The following is a 15,655-nucleotide window of genomic DNA, read 5'->3' on the forward strand; positions in this document are numbered from 1 at the left end:
TGCTATTTTGTTCTCTCAGCCGAAAATCCTATGAAAAATGCCGGAAAAGCTTGACAGCATAGCGGCTGTTCTGCTATAATAAAGGTGTATGCTGTATTCAATTGAGTATGGCACTGCCGGCAGATGCCGGCGAGATCCTTTTGGAAAGTGAGATGTGCCGGCATGATCGCTTGATACAGCGGATGTGCCGGTGCCTTTACCATATGAAGAAAAATAACCGAGATCAGTTTAAACGGATCTTTTCGTTTTTTGCGGCAGTTCTGCTGGTGAGTCTCTATGCCGGCGGATTCGCATGGGTCTGGTATCACAGCTATAGCGATGCCATTCTGCTGCCCTTCTATCGGCGCGGCAACTGGGTGATGATCCTGATCTATGTGGTATTGGTGTTGCTGTTTGCAAAATCCTTCGGCGGTCTGAAGATCGGCTATCTGAAACGAACGGATATGTTCTATTCCCAGACCCTCTCTATTTTCTGCGTGAATCTGCTGACCTATTTTCAGATCAGCGTAGTAAACCGTGACTTTTCTGCTGTGGTGCCCATGGTGCTTCTGACCGGTGCGGATCTGATCGTGCTGGTTCTGTGGATCGTGTTCATCAACAAGCTCTATTTTCGAATCTATCCCCCGCGGAAGCTTGTGGTCGTTTACGGCGACCGCAATGCAGCGGAACTGGTGCTGAAAATGAGCCGCCGTGTGGACAAGTATATGATCTGCGAATCCGTCAGCGCCGACGCAGAGCCGGAGCAGATCTATGATGCCATTGAACGCTATGAGGGTATTATTCTCTGCGAGGTATCGGGTGCCCAGCGAAACGATCTGATCAAATATTGCTTTGCCAAAAATATACGGGCGTATATTGCACCGAAAATTTCGGATATTATTTTAAGAGGTGCAGAGGAGATCCGGCTCTTTGATACGCCGCTGCTGCTCTGCCGCAATTATGGTCTGACCTTTGAACAGAAGCTGGGAAAACGGATCTTTGACCTGCTGTTTTCCGTGGTATTTCTGGTGCTGCTGTCACCCATTATGCTGCTGTCTGCCATTGCCATTAAGCTGGACGACGGCGGTCCGGTGCTGTTCAAGCAAAAGCGCCTCACCATCGGCGGCAGGGAATTCTATGTGTATAAATTCCGCAGCATGGTGGTGGATGCTGAGAAAAACGGTCCCCAGCTGGCAAAAGAGGACGACAACCGTATCACTAAGGTAGGACGTGTCCTGCGGAAATGCCGTCTGGACGAATTGCCGCAGCTTATCAATATTCTCCGGGGAGAGATGTCTGTGGTGGGACCCAGACCGGAACGTCCTGAGCTGGCGCAGGAATATGAAAAGACCATGCCGGAGTTTGAATTCCGGCTCCACGTCAAGGCCGGGCTGACAGGCTATGCCCAGGTGACAGGGCTTTATGATACCCTGCCCTATGACAAGCTGAAAATGGATCTGATGTATATTGAAAATTACTCCATTTTTTTAGATTTGCGTATTATTCTCATGACTTTGAAAACTGCACTGTTCCCCGGTGAGACAAACGAGGAAGCAAATGCCCACGATGCACAGGAATTGCTGCATCAGGAGCATATGGAGCAGATGCAGAAGCAAGATAAAGGAGATCAATCATGAAGATTACAGCAGTGATTATGGCTGGCGGCAGAGGCGAACGCTTCTGGCCCAAGAGCCGCACCAATTATCCGAAGCAGTTTCTCTCTCTGACAAAGGACGGAGAAACTATGATCCAGAAAACCGTAAAGCGGCTTCTTCCCATGGTGGCCATGGAGGATATCTTTGTGGTGACCAACGTCAGCTATGCGGCACTGGTTCAGGAACAGCTCCCATCCCTGCCGGCGGAGAATGTTCTCACAGAGCCGTGCGCACGCAATACAGCGCCGTGTATCGGTCTGGCTGCGGCAGTGATCCGCAAGAAGTACGGCGAAGCCATGATGCTGGTTCTGCCGTCGGATCACCTGATCCGCTATGAGGAAATGTACATTGATACCCTGCGCCAGGCAGTTGCCGTGGCGGAAAAGGACGAGAATCTGGTGACCATCGGCATTACGCCAACCTATCCGGAGACAGGCTATGGCTATATCAATTTCGCACGGGATACCGCCCTGGAAATGCCGGGTGTGTATCGGGTAGAGCGGTTTGTGGAAAAGCCGGATCTGGAGACAGCAAAGGAATATCTGGCGTCTCACCGCTATCTCTGGAACAGCGGCATGTTTGTATGGAAAACCTCGTCCATTCTGGCGAATATCCAGAAGCTCATGCCGGATATTTACGACGGTCTGACTCGTATCGAGGCGGCTGTGGGCACGGCGGATTATGAGAGCGTGCTGGAGACAGAGTATCAGGCATTCCGCAGCGAATCCATTGACTTCGGTGTTATGGAAAAGGCGGAGAATATTTACACCCTGCCGGGCAGTTTTGGCTGGGATGATGTGGGAAACTGGCTTGCAGTGGAGCGCATCAATTCCACCAATGAGTACGGCAACTATATTGAGGGTGACGTTATCACCATCGGTACGGAACGCAGTACCATCTGCGGCGGAAAGCGGCTCGTTGCAGCAGTGGGCGTAGAGGATCTGATCGTGGTGGACACGGATGATGCCGTGCTCATTTGCGCAAAGGATAGCACACAGGATGTGAAGAAGGTTATTGAGAATCTGAAGATCTGCAACCGGAATCAGCTGGTGTGAGTGGATTTTAGACAGTAGACGTTAAAAGCATATCGCCGCAGGCGGCAATGAAGTTTTTTGGTCCAGCAATTTTTCAAAAATGCTGGCGAGGTCCAGGGCGAGGAGCCCTGGTCGCCGTCCGCAGACGGCGAAACACCCTGCGCCGTACTTTCGGCGCACGGAGAGGGTGGTGAGAAAAAGCGACAGCTTTTTCGAGGAGGGGCGAACAAGACCGCCCCTCCTTGTAAAACCATCTTATCAAGTAAAATCTTGCAAACGTCCCGGTGGGACGTTTGCAACATGGCAACAAAATTAAATTTCTGCTAGCGCATAAAGTTCGCCTTTTTGCAGCAAGCATTATCATATCAATTACAATCTCTCCGGAACCATTTCCGGTGAAAGGAAAGGAATTTATTATGAGTAAACATGCACTGATCACAGGTATCACAGGACAGGACGGCTCTTATCTGGCAGAACTGCTGCTGGAACAGGGCTATGAAGTATACGGCATTATGCGCCGCAAGAGCGTTGTGGATTATGGCAACGTGGAGCACATCAAGGACAAGATCCACTTCATCTATGCTGACATGACTGACGTCATCTCCCTGATCACAGCTATGCGTATCTCTCAGGCTGACGAGGTTTACAACCTGGCTGCACAGTCCTTCGTTGCTACCAGTTGGGAACAGCCTCTGGCAACGGCTGAGATCGACGCTCTGGGCGTTACCAATATGCTGGAAGCTATCCGTTCAGTAAAGCCGGAATGCCGCTTCTATCAGGCATCCACTTCCGAAATGTTCGGTCTGGTACAGGAAATGCCTCAGACAGAAAAGACCCCCTTCTATCCGAGAAGCCCGTACGGCGTGGCAAAGCTGTATGGTCACTGGATCACCAAGAACTACCGTGAGAGCTACGGCATGTTCGCTTGCTCCGGTATCCTGTTCAACCATGAGTCCGAGCGCCGTGGTCTGGAATTTGTCACTAGAAAGATCACTGACGCAGTAGCACGCATCAAGTGCGGCGTACAGGATTGCGTAGAACTGGGCAATATGGATTCCAAGCGTGACTGGGGTCACTCCAAGGATTATGTCCGTGCAATGTGGCTCATGCTCCAGCAGGATCAGCCGGATGATTATGTCATTGCCACCAACGAGACACGTACTGTCCGGGAATTCGTGGAAACTGCTTTCGCACATGCCGGTATTACAGTAGAGTGGCAGGGCTCCGGTGTGGATGAGATCGGTATCGACAAGGCCACCGGCAAGACCATCGTCAAGGTCAATAAGAAGTTCTTCCGTCCGGCGGAAGTGGATGTTCTCCTGGGCAATCCGGCAAAGGCAGAGTCTGTTCTGGGCTGGAAGCGTGAGATCCCCTTCTCGGAACTGGTAGAGCGTATGGTGAAGAATGACCTGGCGCTGGTAGAACATGAACTGAAGTGCCAGAATGTTTAAAAGACATTCCGTCTGATTGTAGGGGCGGATATCATCCGCCCGTGTTGTAACTGTCAAGTGATCGGGCGGCTGATAGCCGCCCCTACGGAATTTTACGAAAGCTGTACGAATGGAGTTGAAAAAGGTTGCGTATTGCATTTGATGTACTGCCGCTCATTGGCTGCCGGATGACGGGAATCGGTTACTGCGAAGCCGGACAGATCCAGGCGTTGTCCAAGTTGCATCCGGAGGATGAATTTCTGCTGCAATTCTTCTCCCGCAAGGACGAGCATATCAAAATTGAACGTCTGAAACCCTATCTCCGGGATAATGTCAAGCCCCACTGGGCAAAGGCGTCGGGCTATGTCTATCGGCTGGTGTCCAACTTCCTGCCCGTATCCTATCAGCATTATTTCGGGGACAAGGCACAGGTGACGCACTTTTTCAATTATATCGTACCGCCGAAGGTTGCCGGGAAAACCGTTGTCACAGTACACGATATGGTGTATAAGACCTTTCCGGAAACAGTCCGGGGCAGAACGAAATATATGCTGGATACGGGACTGAAAAAGTCCATGAAACGTGCCGACCGCATTGTGACGGATTCGGAGTTTTCTAAGCAGGAGATCATCCGCTATTTCCCGCAGTTTGCAGACAAGATTCGTGTGGTATACTGCGGTGTGGATACGAACCGGTTTCATCCCGTAGAGGATACAGCGCAGATCGAAGCAGTGAAGCAGAAATACGGCATCGACCGGGAGTATTTTCTGTATCTGGGCACGGTTGAGCCACGGAAGAATCTGGAACGGCTCATGGATGCCTATCACCAGTTTTGTCAGGGAAAATCCCTGCCTCCTTATCTGGTGCTTGCCGGCGGAAAGGGCTGGTTGGACAGTGGTATTTACCGCAAGGTAGACGAATTGGGGCTGAAGGAGTCGGTGCTGTTCACGGAATATGTGCCGGATGAGGAGATCTGTCCCCTTATGTGCGGCGCGTTGGCGTTTGTATTTCCGTCCATTTATGAAGGGTTCGGGATGCCGCCGTTGGAGGCAATGGCGTGCGGCGTACCTGTGCTGACGACTCATGCGGCATCTCTGCCGGAGGTGGTGGGGGAAGATGCTGTTGTGGCTGACCCCTACGATATTGGCTCCATTGCAGATGGGCTGGAACAGCTGTATACAGATTCGGCATTGCGGCAGAAATTATCCGAAGCCGGGCCGAAACGTGCGGCGCAGTTCTCCTGGGAACGCTCTGCCCGGCAGCTGTATGAGGTATACCAGGAGGTCTGCGGTGGCTGAGCAAGAGAAAAAACTGCATATTTTGCAGGTCAATAAAGCGTATTATCCCCATATCGGCGGCATCGAAAGCCTGGTGCGTGTCTTTTCTCGGAAGATGCAGGAACGTGCTGAGGTAAAGGTGCTGGTCTGTCAGGAAAAGGGTAAGGGCGAGGATCGTGTGGTGGAAGGAGTTCCTGTCCACTATGCATCTAGTCTGGGGACATATTTCTCCTGTCCGCTGTCCTTTTCTTTTCTGCGGAAATTCCGTCAGATGGCGAAGTGGGCGGACGTGGTGGAGATCCATGTCCCCTTTCCGCTGGCGGATCTGGCATGTCTGTTGTCGGGATATCGGGGTGCTGTTGTCATTGCATGGCACAGCGATGTGGTGCGGCAGAAAACACTGCTCCGGTTTTATAAGCCGCTGCTCATGCGGTTTCTGCGGCGTGCGGATTGTATCATTGCTGCAACGCCGGGACATATTTCCAGTTCGCCTTTTCTGACGCAGTTTCAGGAAAAATGCAGAGTGATCCCCTATGGCATTGATGTGGAGACATATCGGAATGTGGAGCGCAAGCCCATTCTGCGGCAGATACAGCGGAATCCGGACACAGTGCGCATCCTTTTTGTGGGACGGTTTGTGTACTACAAGGGAATTGAAGTGCTCTTGCAGGCGTTCCGGCAGGTTACCGGATGTGAGCTGTTTCTGGTGGGACACGGCACTGAGGAAATGGAGCAGAAACTGCACCGCATGACAGAAACGGATGGCACGGCGGAGCGTGTGCACTTCCTGGGGAATCTCTCCGAGGAAGATCTGCGGGCTGCTTTTGCGGACTGCGACATATTTGTGCTGCCGTCTGTTGCCAACAGTGAGGCGTTTGGCATTGTCCAGCTGGAAGCCATGGTTTACGGCAAGCCGGTCATCAATACATCCCTGCCCACAGGCGTACCCCATGTGAGTCTGGATGGCATCACAGGGATCACAGTACCGCCGGAGGATGCGGATGCATTGGCGAAAGCCATGCAGCAGCTGGCAGATGATCCGGTACTCCGGGAAAAGTACGGCAAAGCAGCGGCAGAACGGGTGAAACAGGAATTCAACGAGAAAAACGTGGTGGATGAAGTATATGCCACGCTGGCGGAATTTGCGGAAAGGCGGCATGGGAAATGAAAGCACTCATTATCGGCGGCGGCGGATTTGTAGGCAGCTATCTGGCGGAACATCTGGTGCAGGACTGCGGCTGGGAAACCATCCTGACCAAACTGCCACAGGAAAATGTTTCAGTTGCCGGATGCCAGGCGTATAACCTGGATATTCTGGATCGGGATGCGGTACAGGCACTGCTGGTGCTCCAGCGGCCGGACGTGATCTTTCATCTGGCAGCGCAGAGCTCCGTGGCATATTCCTGGAAGAATCCCCAGCTGACGGCGGATATCAATATTCACGGTTGCCTGAATGTGTTGGACGCTGTCCGGGACGTGGAGGGATACCAGCCCCGGATTCTGCTGATCGGTTCTGGAGAAGAATATGGCGCTCTTCCGGAAGGTACGAGTCTGGTACGTGAGACCACGCCGGTACATCCGGGGAATCCCTATGCCATTACGAAGCTGACCCAGAATCTGTTTGGATCGCTCTATGCCAAGGCGTATGGGATGCATGTGGTCATGGTGCGTGCGTTCAACCATATTGGCCCGGGACAGACACCCCAGTTTGTGGTGGCGGATTTCTGCAAGCAGGCGGCGGAAATTGCAGCCGGTGTGCGGGAGCCAGTTATGCGTGTGGGAAATTTGTCTGCGGCACGGGATTTTACCGATGTACGTGATGTGGTACGTGCCTATGGGTTGCTGGTACAGCATGGAAAGTCCGGTGAGACATACAATGTGGGCAGCGGCAGAGCAATTGTCATTGAAGAATTGCTGAAGCGGATTATTGCCCAGAGCGGTGCGGAAATCACCGTAGAGGTTGATCCGGAAAAGCTGCGTCCGGTGGAAGTTCCGGTAATTCAGGCGGATATTTCCAAATTGCAGGCAGACACCGGCTGGATGCCGGAAATTCCCCTGGAACAGACCATCGGGGAGACCCTGGCATACTGGAAGTCCAGGATCGGACAGTGAACAGAGGAGGCGGAAACGATGGCACAGCTGGAAGAACTGTTGGAACACGCAAAAATGGGAGAAATTCCCGAGGAACCGGGCTATGGCGCACCGTCGGATGCCTATGCAGAGGAAGAATGGGAAGAGCAGCGTATTAAGAGCTGGCCCCGCCAGATTCATACATTTGGCCTGCGGCAGAATCAGATCAACCGGGGCACGGCGGCGAGACTGCGTGCTTTAGAAATCCAGAACCGCACGCTGGAAATCAAGATCCAGCGGCTGGAGGAACAGATCGAAGCGCTTATGGTCAAGGAAAAGAAGATTCTGGGACGTGTGGCGGCGGAGATGGATACCATGCAGGCGGAGATCAACCGGCTGCGGCTGTCTACGCAGCTGAACAGCAATGCCCTGGATCGGATCCTGAAAGCACCGCAGGATACAGCGGCGCAGGATGATGAGAATTCATCTGAAACGTGAAAAAGGATTTTAACCCGTGACACGATCTTCGGATCTGTCCCACGATAATGCGGCAGGTACTGCAATGTGCGGTATCTGCCGCATCTGTTTTGGATGTCTGTGCCTTGTAAGTGTTTTGTAGTAATTTGGACAGGAAATTTGGCGGAATGCAGAGCGCTTCCTCCCGCTTTTCTGGAAAATTTAGAGAAAATGCCGATGAAAGAAGATAATTGTAAATCTTTTGTAAGATTTCTCTTGACAACTGCACAGGAATACGATATAATAAGAATAACACATTCCGCATGAAATAATGGTACAACGGAGGATCTTACAATGGGCATTTTTTCCAGAATTGGCGATGTATTAAAAGCCAACATAAACGATATGATCGACCGGGCAGAAGATCCGGAGAAGATGGTAAAGCAGATCATTCTGGATCTGCAAAAGGAAGTTAGCCAGGCGACCCAGGCGTTGGGAAAAGCCATGGCAAGCGAGCGGATCGCAAAGCGGCAGTATGACAATGCAGTGAAGGTTTCCGCAGACTGGGAGGCAAAGGCAAAGGCTGCTCTCAATGCCGGTGAAGTGGATCTGGCGAGAAAGGCACTGTCTAATAAAGTGAAGGCAGACGAGGATGTAAAGCAGTATCAGCAGATGTACGAGCAGATCTCTGCCCAGACGGCGCAGGTACGGGAACAGGTGGAGACGCTGAAATCCAAGCTGGAAGAGGCGAAGAGCCGCCAGGCGATGCTGGTTGCACGTTCTCAGATGGCAAAGACGCAGAAAAATCTGGCGCAATCCGTGGGCGGTCTGGATTCTTCCAGTGCTCTGGACAAATTCAACCGCATGGAAGAAAAAGTGACACAGCAGGAAGCAGAGGCAGCTGCTTTTGCGGAGATGGCTGGTTCTGATAATTCTGCGGACGAAAAGACCTTCGAGCAGATGCAGCGTGATATGGAAGTGGATGCAGAGCTGCAGCGTCTGATGGCAGAAATGGGTCAGACCAGCACCGAACCGGAAACAGAAGGGAGCACGATGTAACATGGCAAAAAAGTCTGAGAGATCTTCTATCGGCAGCTTGATCTTTGTTCTGGCTTTGATCGCAGCAGGTGTCGCCGCTGTGGTATATGCCCTTTCTACCCATCGCCGGCATGTGAACCGGGAAAAATGGAAGGATTATGACGAGTGCGGGCTGGCATAACCGATTTTGAGAAAACACCAATCCATACAATGACAGACGGATGCAGTAAAAATGTAACTGCATCCGTTATTTTTTTAAAAAATGAATTGCAATTTGAAAAAGGCTGTGGTATAATAGAATCAATGAATTGGATAAAAAAGGGGAAGTGGACATGCACGGCAATAAGATTGTGCTGGATCTGGAATTTACGCCCATCCGGGATCCGGATCTGCAACTGGTGGCAAGCAGTGAAATTATAGAGATCGGTGCAGTGAAGCTGAATGAACAAAATGAGATCCTGGATGAGTTTCAGACCTATGTGAAACCCCAGTACAGCAGTATTCCGCCGCATATTACGCGGATCACCGGGATCGACAGCCAGACGGTGGATTCGGCACCGGATTATGCAGCGGCTGTACAGGAATTCACCCAATGGATCGGCAGCGAGGTGTCCAGCCGGTTTTATACCTGGAGCGATTCTGACCAGCCTGTGCTGCTCCGGGAGGCAGATCTGAAAGAGCAGTTCCTGCACGATATGTTTTATACCCACTGGGTGGATTTGCAGCGCATTCACCAGCGGATGTACGGCTTTTCCCGTCCCATGAATCTGACCAGCGCACTTGGCTCCATGCAGATCTATTTTGCCGGAACGGAGCACGGCGCACTGGCGGATGCCAGAAATACAGCGGAAATTCTGCGGAATCTCAGCAGTGTCCGGGGCGTCCAGGAACGCATCGAGAGGTCACATATTACATATAACAATACGGAATCTCATGGGTTTACCATGGATCTGGTATTTAAAAGAAAATAAAGGCAACACCGTGCAAAGCCTTTAGGCGCTCTTTGTGCGGTGTTGCCGAAAGGATAAGCATAAAATGATAGAAGTGTTCTCTGCGCCTCAGATATCCAGGGAGGTTGTTGCAAAAAAGATGCTGAAACATGTGGGGATCGCCTTTGCGGCGCTGGCTGCGGTTATGATTCCTTTGTTTATGAGCATTTCCAAGGACTCTGCGGCAAATCGGAATGCCGTCAGAAAGGTCACATCAGAGACAACAGAGCTGTGGACTGTAATCGTATTTCTTGTTGTTCTGGCAGCTGTGGTCTATCTGAGTGTGATGGGTATTTTCCTTTCCCGGAAGATCAGAAAGCAGTTTTCAAACTGGGTTTATTATAAGGGAACGCTTTATCTTGTGTCGGCATCTGTTCCCGCAGCACGTGGGAATGCAAATGGGTCACAGGTGAGAAGAATCATGAAGATTCAGGATAAGGCACTGGCTGTATTGCGTGATACGTACACCCTTTCCAGGATTTTGGATGGTGAAGAAAAACACAGCAGAATTCATGCAATCCCTGTGACAGACGTGAGCCGGATGGAACAGAAAAAGAATGGCGTCAAAGTGCGTTTTGACAGGTATTCTGCGGTAATTTCCAATCAGACAGAAGGATATAAGCGACTGGTGGAGCTTTTGAGGGAACGGCTGAAAACATAGAATAATACTGAAAAGAGCGAATCGGCTTTCAAAACCGGTTTGCTCTTTTTTATACTAATCTCTGATCAGTTCCATGAAAAGATTCGCCGACAGGCATTCGCTGATCAAGGAAAACGTCCGCAGGCAGGCTGTCGCCTGGCAAGGGCGTTTGACGACGAGCAGCGAGTGGATGGCGGTGAAGATTTTCATGGGTTTGGTCAGAGATTAGTATTATAATCCCAAAGACATCTTATTGATCGCTGTTCCTGCCTTTGTCGGTATCACCATAAAAATTTTTTCAAATCCTCTTGACAAATGTACTAATATGTGCTATAGTGTACTTATACAGTAAGTACACTTGAAAAGGAGGTAACCCGTGGAGATTGTTATCAGCAGCAACACCAGCAAGCCCATATATGAGCAAATCACATCGCAGATCAAAGCCCAGATCATGGACGGCAAACTCCGGACTGGTGATCCCATTCCGTCTATGCGCAGTCTGGCAAAGTCTCTGCATGTCAGTGTGATCACTGTACAGCGTGCCTATGAGGAATTGCAGCGAGACGGCTTCATTGAGACTACCGTGGGGCGTGGCAGCTTTGTTGCGGCGCAGAATCAGAGTTTTTATCAGGAGGAACAGCAGCGGCAGGCGGAAGAGCACCTTCTTGCTGCTGCGGAAATTGCACGAACCAGCGGTATTCCACTCAGCAAGCTGGTGGAACTGCTCACCATGTTTTATCAGGAGGAAGAATGACATGAAAATGATGCTGGAAGTACAGGAACTCACTCGTTCCTACGACAAATTTACATTAGACCATGTGACGTTCTCCATTCCCGGAGGGACGATCATGGGACTTATCGGTGAGAATGGTGCCGGAAAAAGTACTACCATTCGGGCAATTCTGGGTCTTATTCGCCGGGATGCCGGGGAAGTACGCTTTTGCGGCGAACCGCTTACGACGAACAGCAAGGCACTGAAAGAGGACATCGGCGTGGTGTTCGACAATATTGCCTTTTATCCGGAACTGACGGTGGAAATGGCTGGAAGTATTTGCCGAAAGTCCTACACACGGTGGGATGATACATATTATCAGGAATTGCTTCAGAAGTTTTCCCTGGAGCCGAAAAAGAAGATCAAGGACTTGTCCCGGGGCATGAAAATGAAGCTTTCTCTTGCCATGGCGTTTTCCCATCATCCGAAGCTGTTGCTGTTGGATGAGCCGACCGGAGGACTGGATCCAGTGGTGCGGGATGATCTGCTGGAGTTGTTTCTGGATTTCGTACAAGATGAAGACCATGCCATACTCTTGTCCTCCCATATTACCAGCGATCTGGAAAAGGCGGCAGATTATGTGACATTTCTCCATGAGGGAAAGGTGCTATTCTCCAAGTCAAAGGACGAATTGATCTATCAGTACGGCATCCTGCGGTGTGGAAAGGAATTGTTTGAGACCCTGGAGCCGTCGGAGATGCTGGCGTGGCGGAAAAAGGACTATGCCTATGATGTGCTGGTTGCCGACCGGGAGGCTGCACAGCGGAAATACCGGAATGCTGTGGTGGATGCGGCATCAGTGGATGAAATTATGGTACTGTATGTGAAAGGAGAACGGATATCATGAAAGGCTTACTGTTAAAGGATTTTTATAATCTGAAGAAGAATGGGATCTTTATGCTGATCACCCTGATCTGTTTCGGATTTTTCGGTGCCATGGGAGAGATGGGCGCTTCCTTTGTCATTATGTGGGGACTGATCGCCAGTATGCAGATCATAACCACATTTACCTTTGACGAAGCGGTGAAATGGAACAGCTTCGGCATGACCATGCCGGTGACCCGAAAGGAACTGGTGGGGGCAAAATTTATCGTGCATTGGTGCATGACCATATTTGGCATTGGCGTTACCCTGGCGGCAACACTTCTCACAAGTGTATGCTTGCAGAAGCTGACAGGGGAAATGCTGCGGGAACTTTTGATAACATCGTGGCTGGGCTTCTGGATGATCCTGTTTCTGGGCGGAATATCGGTGCTTTTGCTGTTCCGGTTCAGTGCAGAACGCACCCGGCTGATCACAGCACTTGTGTTTGCGGTGCCTATGGCCATTTGTATTGCTGTGACAAATATTTTTTCTTCTGTTGATACATTTGAAATGTCTGTAGGTGATGTTTCTGCGGCAATGTATGTGGTGTTGCTGGCAGGCATTCCGGCGGTTGTGCTGGTATGGGAGTTTGTCATGTATCGGATTTCCTGCCGGGTTTTTGCAAAAAAAGATCTGGCGTGAGGGCACAGATTGGAAGAAATGAAAAGAGCGAGTCGATTTTGAAGTCGATTCGCTCTTTATTTTTTGAGATAATTGGTGAGGTGGGGTTATTCCCATTCCCCAGATTTCTTCAAACACTAAACAAATTTGCTTAGTTAATTTATGCTGTGGTATCTCAGTTATACATTTTGCTCTGTACTATACTGCCCACTGATGCCAAGTTATCATTTTTTTAGCGCCATGATAACAAAGACCAGCGACTTATAGGAGAATATGTGCCCGGTGGCTTGCTCCTTATTTGGTATTATAGCGCAGATTGGGGAGGTTGTCAATACCCTTTTATGGCATTCACAATTGAGGACGTATTCCATTTCACAACTTTATTAGCGTTGCTTTTTACAACTGTGGAAGTACGTTCTGATCCCCATGGTTCAATAGCTATTATCCTCTTTCCCATTTCTTGTGCCAAGTTTATTTCTATATTAATCCACTTACTGTATGTAGAATATACACCAGCAAGAATTAGTACGCATGAAGCGTGTTGCATTTGATTTTTTATTGCGGCTCGTAATTCACGATCATTCTTTGCATTGTGAATAGGAGCGTCTTTTGGGACAGAGTAATCTCTGTAATATAAACTTGATTCACTATCCAATAAGCTTTTCAGCTTATCATAGTAGTCGCTATAAGACCAGGAATGGCTAATAAAAATATTATAAATCATCGTTATTTCCTCATTTCTTCTTTTAATTTTTCATAAAATCTTTCGGTTTCGTATCTTTGACGGTTTTCAACTGAATAATGTTCAAATAACACCCTAGATTCTGTTGCAACTTTTTTTCGTACTTTAATATATAAAGCAATATCATTTAGCGTTCTCAGTCTTGGCCAGTATGTCAGATAATCTGGCAATGTAACAGTGTGATTCAAATATGTTGCTGTAGGCATATCAACTTGAGCTGACATCCCAATTTCAAACGGAACCCACCAAGATAATTTTGTTTTATCAGACATTACAACTATTATATCGCTGCAGGCATTGAGGTTTTCCTTAATATGGTCAGTTAGTTGCTTCCCTCCGAGTTTAATATCATTGTCAAGTACATCTAAATATGCTGGCACACCATATTTTTCAAATTCTTTCTTTAATAGAAGTGCCTGTGCGCTGTCTGCGTCTTTATGAGAAATAAAAACTTTCATTTGACCTCCTCATATTTTGTCCATGATAAACTTAATCACGGGAATAATAAAAGAAACAGAAAACAGGATAATAAATAGCCATGGTATAGCTTTTTCTATTGAGGTGAGTTCAGGATACTTATATTCCTTTTCCAACTTATCCCATTCATATGTATATGGTCTTAACGGAAGCTTCTTTTCAATTTCGTTCACAATACCATATTTTACTGTACTCAGCGTTTTATAGCTCTTGATAGTTTTAATCCACAAAACACAAATAACAATACCTACAACAGCAAGAATTATGCTCTTTAAATCAAGTGAAAACGAAATTACTGCCAACAGAGCTGCATTAATCGTAATATAGATATTGTTGGAATTACTGCGCTTTTCAGTGTTGTTATTTGCCATATCCACACAAGTTTTCCACTGTTCAAGAACAGTGCCCTCATAATCACCGTTATAGTTTTCTTTTTTGATCGATTCAAGTTTCAACGTCTTTACTGCCTCACTTTCCATGCTTAGTCTTATCAACGAGTACGAGTGTAGTCGCACCCTTTGGTGTCGGCGAAACGGTTTTGCCCTTAACAAGCGTAACCTCCGTCTTGCTTCCGACGGGTTTGTACTGACCCGAAACAGGGGCTTTCTGCCCGGTTTTTGTCTTTGTAGCCATTTCAGCCACTCTCCTTAAAATTTATTTAAAGAGATCACACGCTTAATTTTTACTTTCTGCCGACAAAAAACTATTGCATTCTGTGAGAAAATATGATATAATAGTAGTTGCTACACTGGCCAAAGTATCATATTCTGTATGAAATGCTTTTGCCAACTTAAGAGATGCCCCTCACACGGGCATCTTTTTTCATGTGACCGCTTTATTGCGTATTGGTAATGATGTTAGGCATTGCTCCAAACGCACCTTCGATCATTTTCTGACCGAGCTTATCATAGCTTCGTAATCCTGGAATATCACTGATGTGCTTCATTGAGCTTTCACCGTATTCGTTCTTGTCCATGAGCCAAACCTCATCACGCTGTACTGCTTCGTTTATCAGCAAGATATTATGCGTTGTACAAATCAATTGAGCGTTGTATGGATTGGTTTCAGGATTGTAGAACAGTTCTATCATTTTTTTTACTACGGTTGGATGAAGACCGTTCTCGATTTCATCAACTATAAGAATATTCCCGGTACTAAGTGCATCGAATATTGTTGGCAAAATGTCGAGAAGTTTGATTGTGCCATTCGACTCGATCTGTAAAAAAGGTAACTCGCTTCTATCAACAGCCTTATGCTTGTCATAAATGCTGTGAGTTGATTTCACATCTACACGGACACTTTTCAAAATAACAGCGCGGTTTTCAAGATCATCAGAATCAAGAGCGTGTTTTTCAATTTTTTTCTCATTGAACTCCACCTGTATATCTTCCAGTGTAGGATCGGCACTCTTTAAGATTTTCAGATACTCCTCTTTCTTTTCAGCCGAGAACGTTTCTTCACTGAGATTTGAAAGACCTCTCATAGCAGCCATATTGACGACTTGCATATTGGTAATAGTTGCCACTATAATTGTGGCAAGCTTATTATTAAGAAATGAAAGTACAGTTTACAAGGGACTACACAGGGTAGGTATCTGACGGGAGGGGTGCC

The 15,655-nt window shown here is 48.4% G+C and carries 19 protein-coding genes; 14 read left to right on the forward strand and 5 right to left on the reverse strand.

Annotated features, from left to right (window positions below; translation table 11 throughout):
• The first annotated feature begins 203 nt into the window (after positions 1-203).
• The 14 genes from Q0418_RS07950 (at position 204) to Q0418_RS08015 (ending at position 12,846) form a co-directional block, all read left to right on the forward strand.
• Positions 204-1,616, forward strand: coding sequence for a sugar transferase (locus Q0418_RS07950; protein ID WP_298483607.1), 1,413 nt, complete (start codon positions 204-206; stop codon positions 1,614-1,616).
• Positions 1,613-2,689 carry a mannose-1-phosphate guanylyltransferase gene (locus tag Q0418_RS07955; protein ID WP_298483608.1) on the forward strand — a complete coding sequence of 359 codons (1,077 nt, stop codon included), beginning with the start codon at positions 1,613-1,615 and terminating at the stop codon, positions 2,687-2,689. The genes Q0418_RS07950 and Q0418_RS07955 overlap by 4 nt, the downstream gene beginning before the upstream one ends.
• 395 nt (positions 2,690-3,084) lie before the next feature.
• Positions 3,085-4,119 (forward strand): GDP-mannose 4,6-dehydratase, encoded by a 1,035-nt coding sequence (gmd, locus tag Q0418_RS07960; protein WP_298483609.1) that lies wholly within the window; start codon positions 3,085-3,087, stop codon positions 4,117-4,119.
• Positions 4,120-4,244: 125 nt separating this feature from the next.
• On the forward strand, positions 4,245-5,396 hold the full coding sequence (locus Q0418_RS07965; protein ID WP_298483610.1) for a glycosyltransferase family 1 protein: 1,152 nt from the start codon (positions 4,245-4,247) through the stop codon (positions 5,394-5,396).
• Positions 5,389-6,543, forward strand: a complete 1,155-nt coding sequence (locus Q0418_RS07970) for a glycosyltransferase (protein WP_298483611.1) — start codon at positions 5,389-5,391, stop codon at positions 6,541-6,543. The genes Q0418_RS07965 and Q0418_RS07970 overlap by 8 nt, the downstream gene beginning before the upstream one ends.
• On the forward strand, positions 6,540-7,487 hold the full coding sequence (locus Q0418_RS07975) for a GDP-mannose 4,6-dehydratase (RefSeq protein ID WP_298483612.1): 948 nt from the start codon (positions 6,540-6,542) through the stop codon (positions 7,485-7,487). Before Q0418_RS07970 ends, Q0418_RS07975 begins: the two co-directional genes overlap by 4 nt.
• Before the next feature lie 18 nt (positions 7,488-7,505).
• Positions 7,506-7,943: a hypothetical protein gene (locus Q0418_RS07980; protein ID WP_298483613.1), complete on the forward strand. Its 438-nt coding sequence runs from the start codon at positions 7,506-7,508 to the stop codon at positions 7,941-7,943.
• 312 nt (positions 7,944-8,255) lie between these two features.
• On the forward strand, positions 8,256-8,960 hold the full coding sequence (locus Q0418_RS07985) for a PspA/IM30 family protein (RefSeq protein WP_298483614.1): 705 nt from the start codon (positions 8,256-8,258) through the stop codon (positions 8,958-8,960).
• Between the two features lies 1 nt (position 8,961).
• The gene (locus tag Q0418_RS07990) at positions 8,962-9,120 is read left to right on the forward strand and encodes a hypothetical protein (RefSeq protein ID WP_298483615.1); all 159 of its coding nucleotides are present in this window, start codon (positions 8,962-8,964) and stop codon (positions 9,118-9,120) included.
• A gap of 151 nt (positions 9,121-9,271) precedes the next feature.
• Positions 9,272-9,910 (forward strand): 3'-5' exonuclease, encoded by a 639-nt coding sequence (locus Q0418_RS07995; RefSeq protein ID WP_298483616.1) that lies wholly within the window; start codon positions 9,272-9,274, stop codon positions 9,908-9,910.
• A gap of 118 nt (positions 9,911-10,028) precedes the next feature.
• On the forward strand, positions 10,029-10,589 hold the full coding sequence (locus Q0418_RS08000; RefSeq protein WP_298483617.1) for a hypothetical protein: 561 nt from the start codon (positions 10,029-10,031) through the stop codon (positions 10,587-10,589).
• Between the two features lie 355 nt (positions 10,590-10,944).
• Entirely contained in the window at positions 10,945-11,322 is a 378-nt protein-coding gene (locus tag Q0418_RS08005; protein WP_298483618.1) for a GntR family transcriptional regulator, read from the forward strand.
• 1 nt (position 11,323) lies between these two features.
• Positions 11,324-12,187: an ABC transporter ATP-binding protein gene (locus tag Q0418_RS08010; protein WP_298483619.1), complete on the forward strand. Its 864-nt coding sequence runs from the start codon at positions 11,324-11,326 to the stop codon at positions 12,185-12,187.
• The gene (locus Q0418_RS08015) at positions 12,184-12,846 is read left to right on the forward strand and encodes an ABC-2 transporter permease (RefSeq protein WP_298483620.1); all 663 of its coding nucleotides are present in this window, start codon (positions 12,184-12,186) and stop codon (positions 12,844-12,846) included. The genes Q0418_RS08010 and Q0418_RS08015 overlap by 4 nt, the downstream gene beginning before the upstream one ends.
• 307 nt (positions 12,847-13,153) lie before the next feature.
• Here the strand turns inward: Q0418_RS08015 and Q0418_RS08020 are convergent, their stop codons facing one another.
• The 5 genes from Q0418_RS08020 to Q0418_RS08040 form a co-directional block, all read right to left on the reverse strand.
• Positions 13,154-13,549, reverse strand: coding sequence for a TIR domain-containing protein (locus Q0418_RS08020; protein ID WP_298483621.1), 396 nt, complete (start codon positions 13,547-13,549; stop codon positions 13,154-13,156).
• 2 nt (positions 13,550-13,551) lie between these two features.
• Complete coding sequence (locus Q0418_RS08025) at positions 13,552-14,025, reverse strand: toll/interleukin-1 receptor domain-containing protein (RefSeq protein ID WP_298483622.1); 474 nt, start codon at positions 14,023-14,025, stop codon at positions 13,552-13,554.
• A 9-nt stretch (positions 14,026-14,034) separates the two neighbouring features.
• Positions 14,035-14,523 carry a hypothetical protein gene (locus Q0418_RS08030; protein WP_298483623.1) on the reverse strand — a complete coding sequence of 163 codons (489 nt, stop codon included), beginning with the start codon at positions 14,521-14,523 and terminating at the stop codon, positions 14,035-14,037.
• Complete coding sequence (locus tag Q0418_RS08035; protein WP_298483624.1) at positions 14,513-14,677, reverse strand: hypothetical protein; 165 nt, start codon at positions 14,675-14,677, stop codon at positions 14,513-14,515. Before Q0418_RS08035 ends, Q0418_RS08030 begins: the two co-directional genes overlap by 11 nt.
• Before the next feature lie 202 nt (positions 14,678-14,879).
• Entirely contained in the window at positions 14,880-15,536 is a 657-nt protein-coding gene (locus tag Q0418_RS08040) for an ATP/GTP-binding protein (RefSeq protein WP_298483625.1), read from the reverse strand.
• Between the last annotated feature and the right edge of the window lie 119 nt (positions 15,537-15,655).

Origin of the sequence: uncultured Ruminococcus sp., assembly GCF_937915125.1 — a bacterium.
In the GTDB taxonomy this organism is placed as follows: domain Bacteria; phylum Bacillota; class Clostridia; order Oscillospirales; family Ruminococcaceae; genus Ruminococcus_C.

What these genes read in the sequence shown, in the direction of transcription:
- Q0418_RS07985 (WP_298483614.1), top strand. Translation starts at nt 8,256, where the DNA reads ATGGGCATTTTTTCCAGAATTGGCGATGTATTAAAAGCCAACATAAAC.
- Q0418_RS08025 (WP_298483622.1), bottom strand. Translation starts at nt 14,025, where the DNA reads ATGAAAGTTTTTATTTCTCATAAAGACGCAGACAGCGCACAGGCACTT.
- Q0418_RS08040 (WP_298483625.1), bottom strand. Translation starts at nt 15,536, where the DNA reads ATGGCTGCTATGAGAGGTCTTTCAAATCTCAGTGAAGAAACGTTCTCG.
- Q0418_RS07980 (WP_298483613.1), top strand. Translation starts at nt 7,506, where the DNA reads ATGGCACAGCTGGAAGAACTGTTGGAACACGCAAAAATGGGAGAAATT.
- gmd (WP_298483609.1), top strand. Translation starts at nt 3,085, where the DNA reads ATGAGTAAACATGCACTGATCACAGGTATCACAGGACAGGACGGCTCT.
- Q0418_RS08010 (WP_298483619.1), top strand. Translation starts at nt 11,324, where the DNA reads ATGAAAATGATGCTGGAAGTACAGGAACTCACTCGTTCCTACGACAAA.
- Q0418_RS07950 (WP_298483607.1), top strand. Translation starts at nt 204, where the DNA reads ATGAAGAAAAATAACCGAGATCAGTTTAAACGGATCTTTTCGTTTTTT.
- Q0418_RS08000 (WP_298483617.1), top strand. Translation starts at nt 10,029, where the DNA reads ATGCTGAAACATGTGGGGATCGCCTTTGCGGCGCTGGCTGCGGTTATG.
- Q0418_RS08035 (WP_298483624.1), bottom strand. Translation starts at nt 14,677, where the DNA reads ATGGCTACAAAGACAAAAACCGGGCAGAAAGCCCCTGTTTCGGGTCAG.
- Q0418_RS07975 (WP_298483612.1), top strand. Translation starts at nt 6,540, where the DNA reads ATGAAAGCACTCATTATCGGCGGCGGCGGATTTGTAGGCAGCTATCTG.
- Q0418_RS07995 (WP_298483616.1), top strand. Translation starts at nt 9,272, where the DNA reads ATGCACGGCAATAAGATTGTGCTGGATCTGGAATTTACGCCCATCCGG.
- Q0418_RS08015 (WP_298483620.1), top strand. Translation starts at nt 12,184, where the DNA reads ATGAAAGGCTTACTGTTAAAGGATTTTTATAATCTGAAGAAGAATGGG.
- Q0418_RS08020 (WP_298483621.1), bottom strand. Translation starts at nt 13,549, where the DNA reads ATGATTTATAATATTTTTATTAGCCATTCCTGGTCTTATAGCGACTAC.
- Q0418_RS07990 (WP_298483615.1), top strand. Translation starts at nt 8,962, where the DNA reads ATGGCAAAAAAGTCTGAGAGATCTTCTATCGGCAGCTTGATCTTTGTT.
- Q0418_RS07955 (WP_298483608.1), top strand. Translation starts at nt 1,613, where the DNA reads ATGAAGATTACAGCAGTGATTATGGCTGGCGGCAGAGGCGAACGCTTC.
- Q0418_RS08030 (WP_298483623.1), bottom strand. Translation starts at nt 14,523, where the DNA reads ATGGAAAGTGAGGCAGTAAAGACGTTGAAACTTGAATCGATCAAAAAA.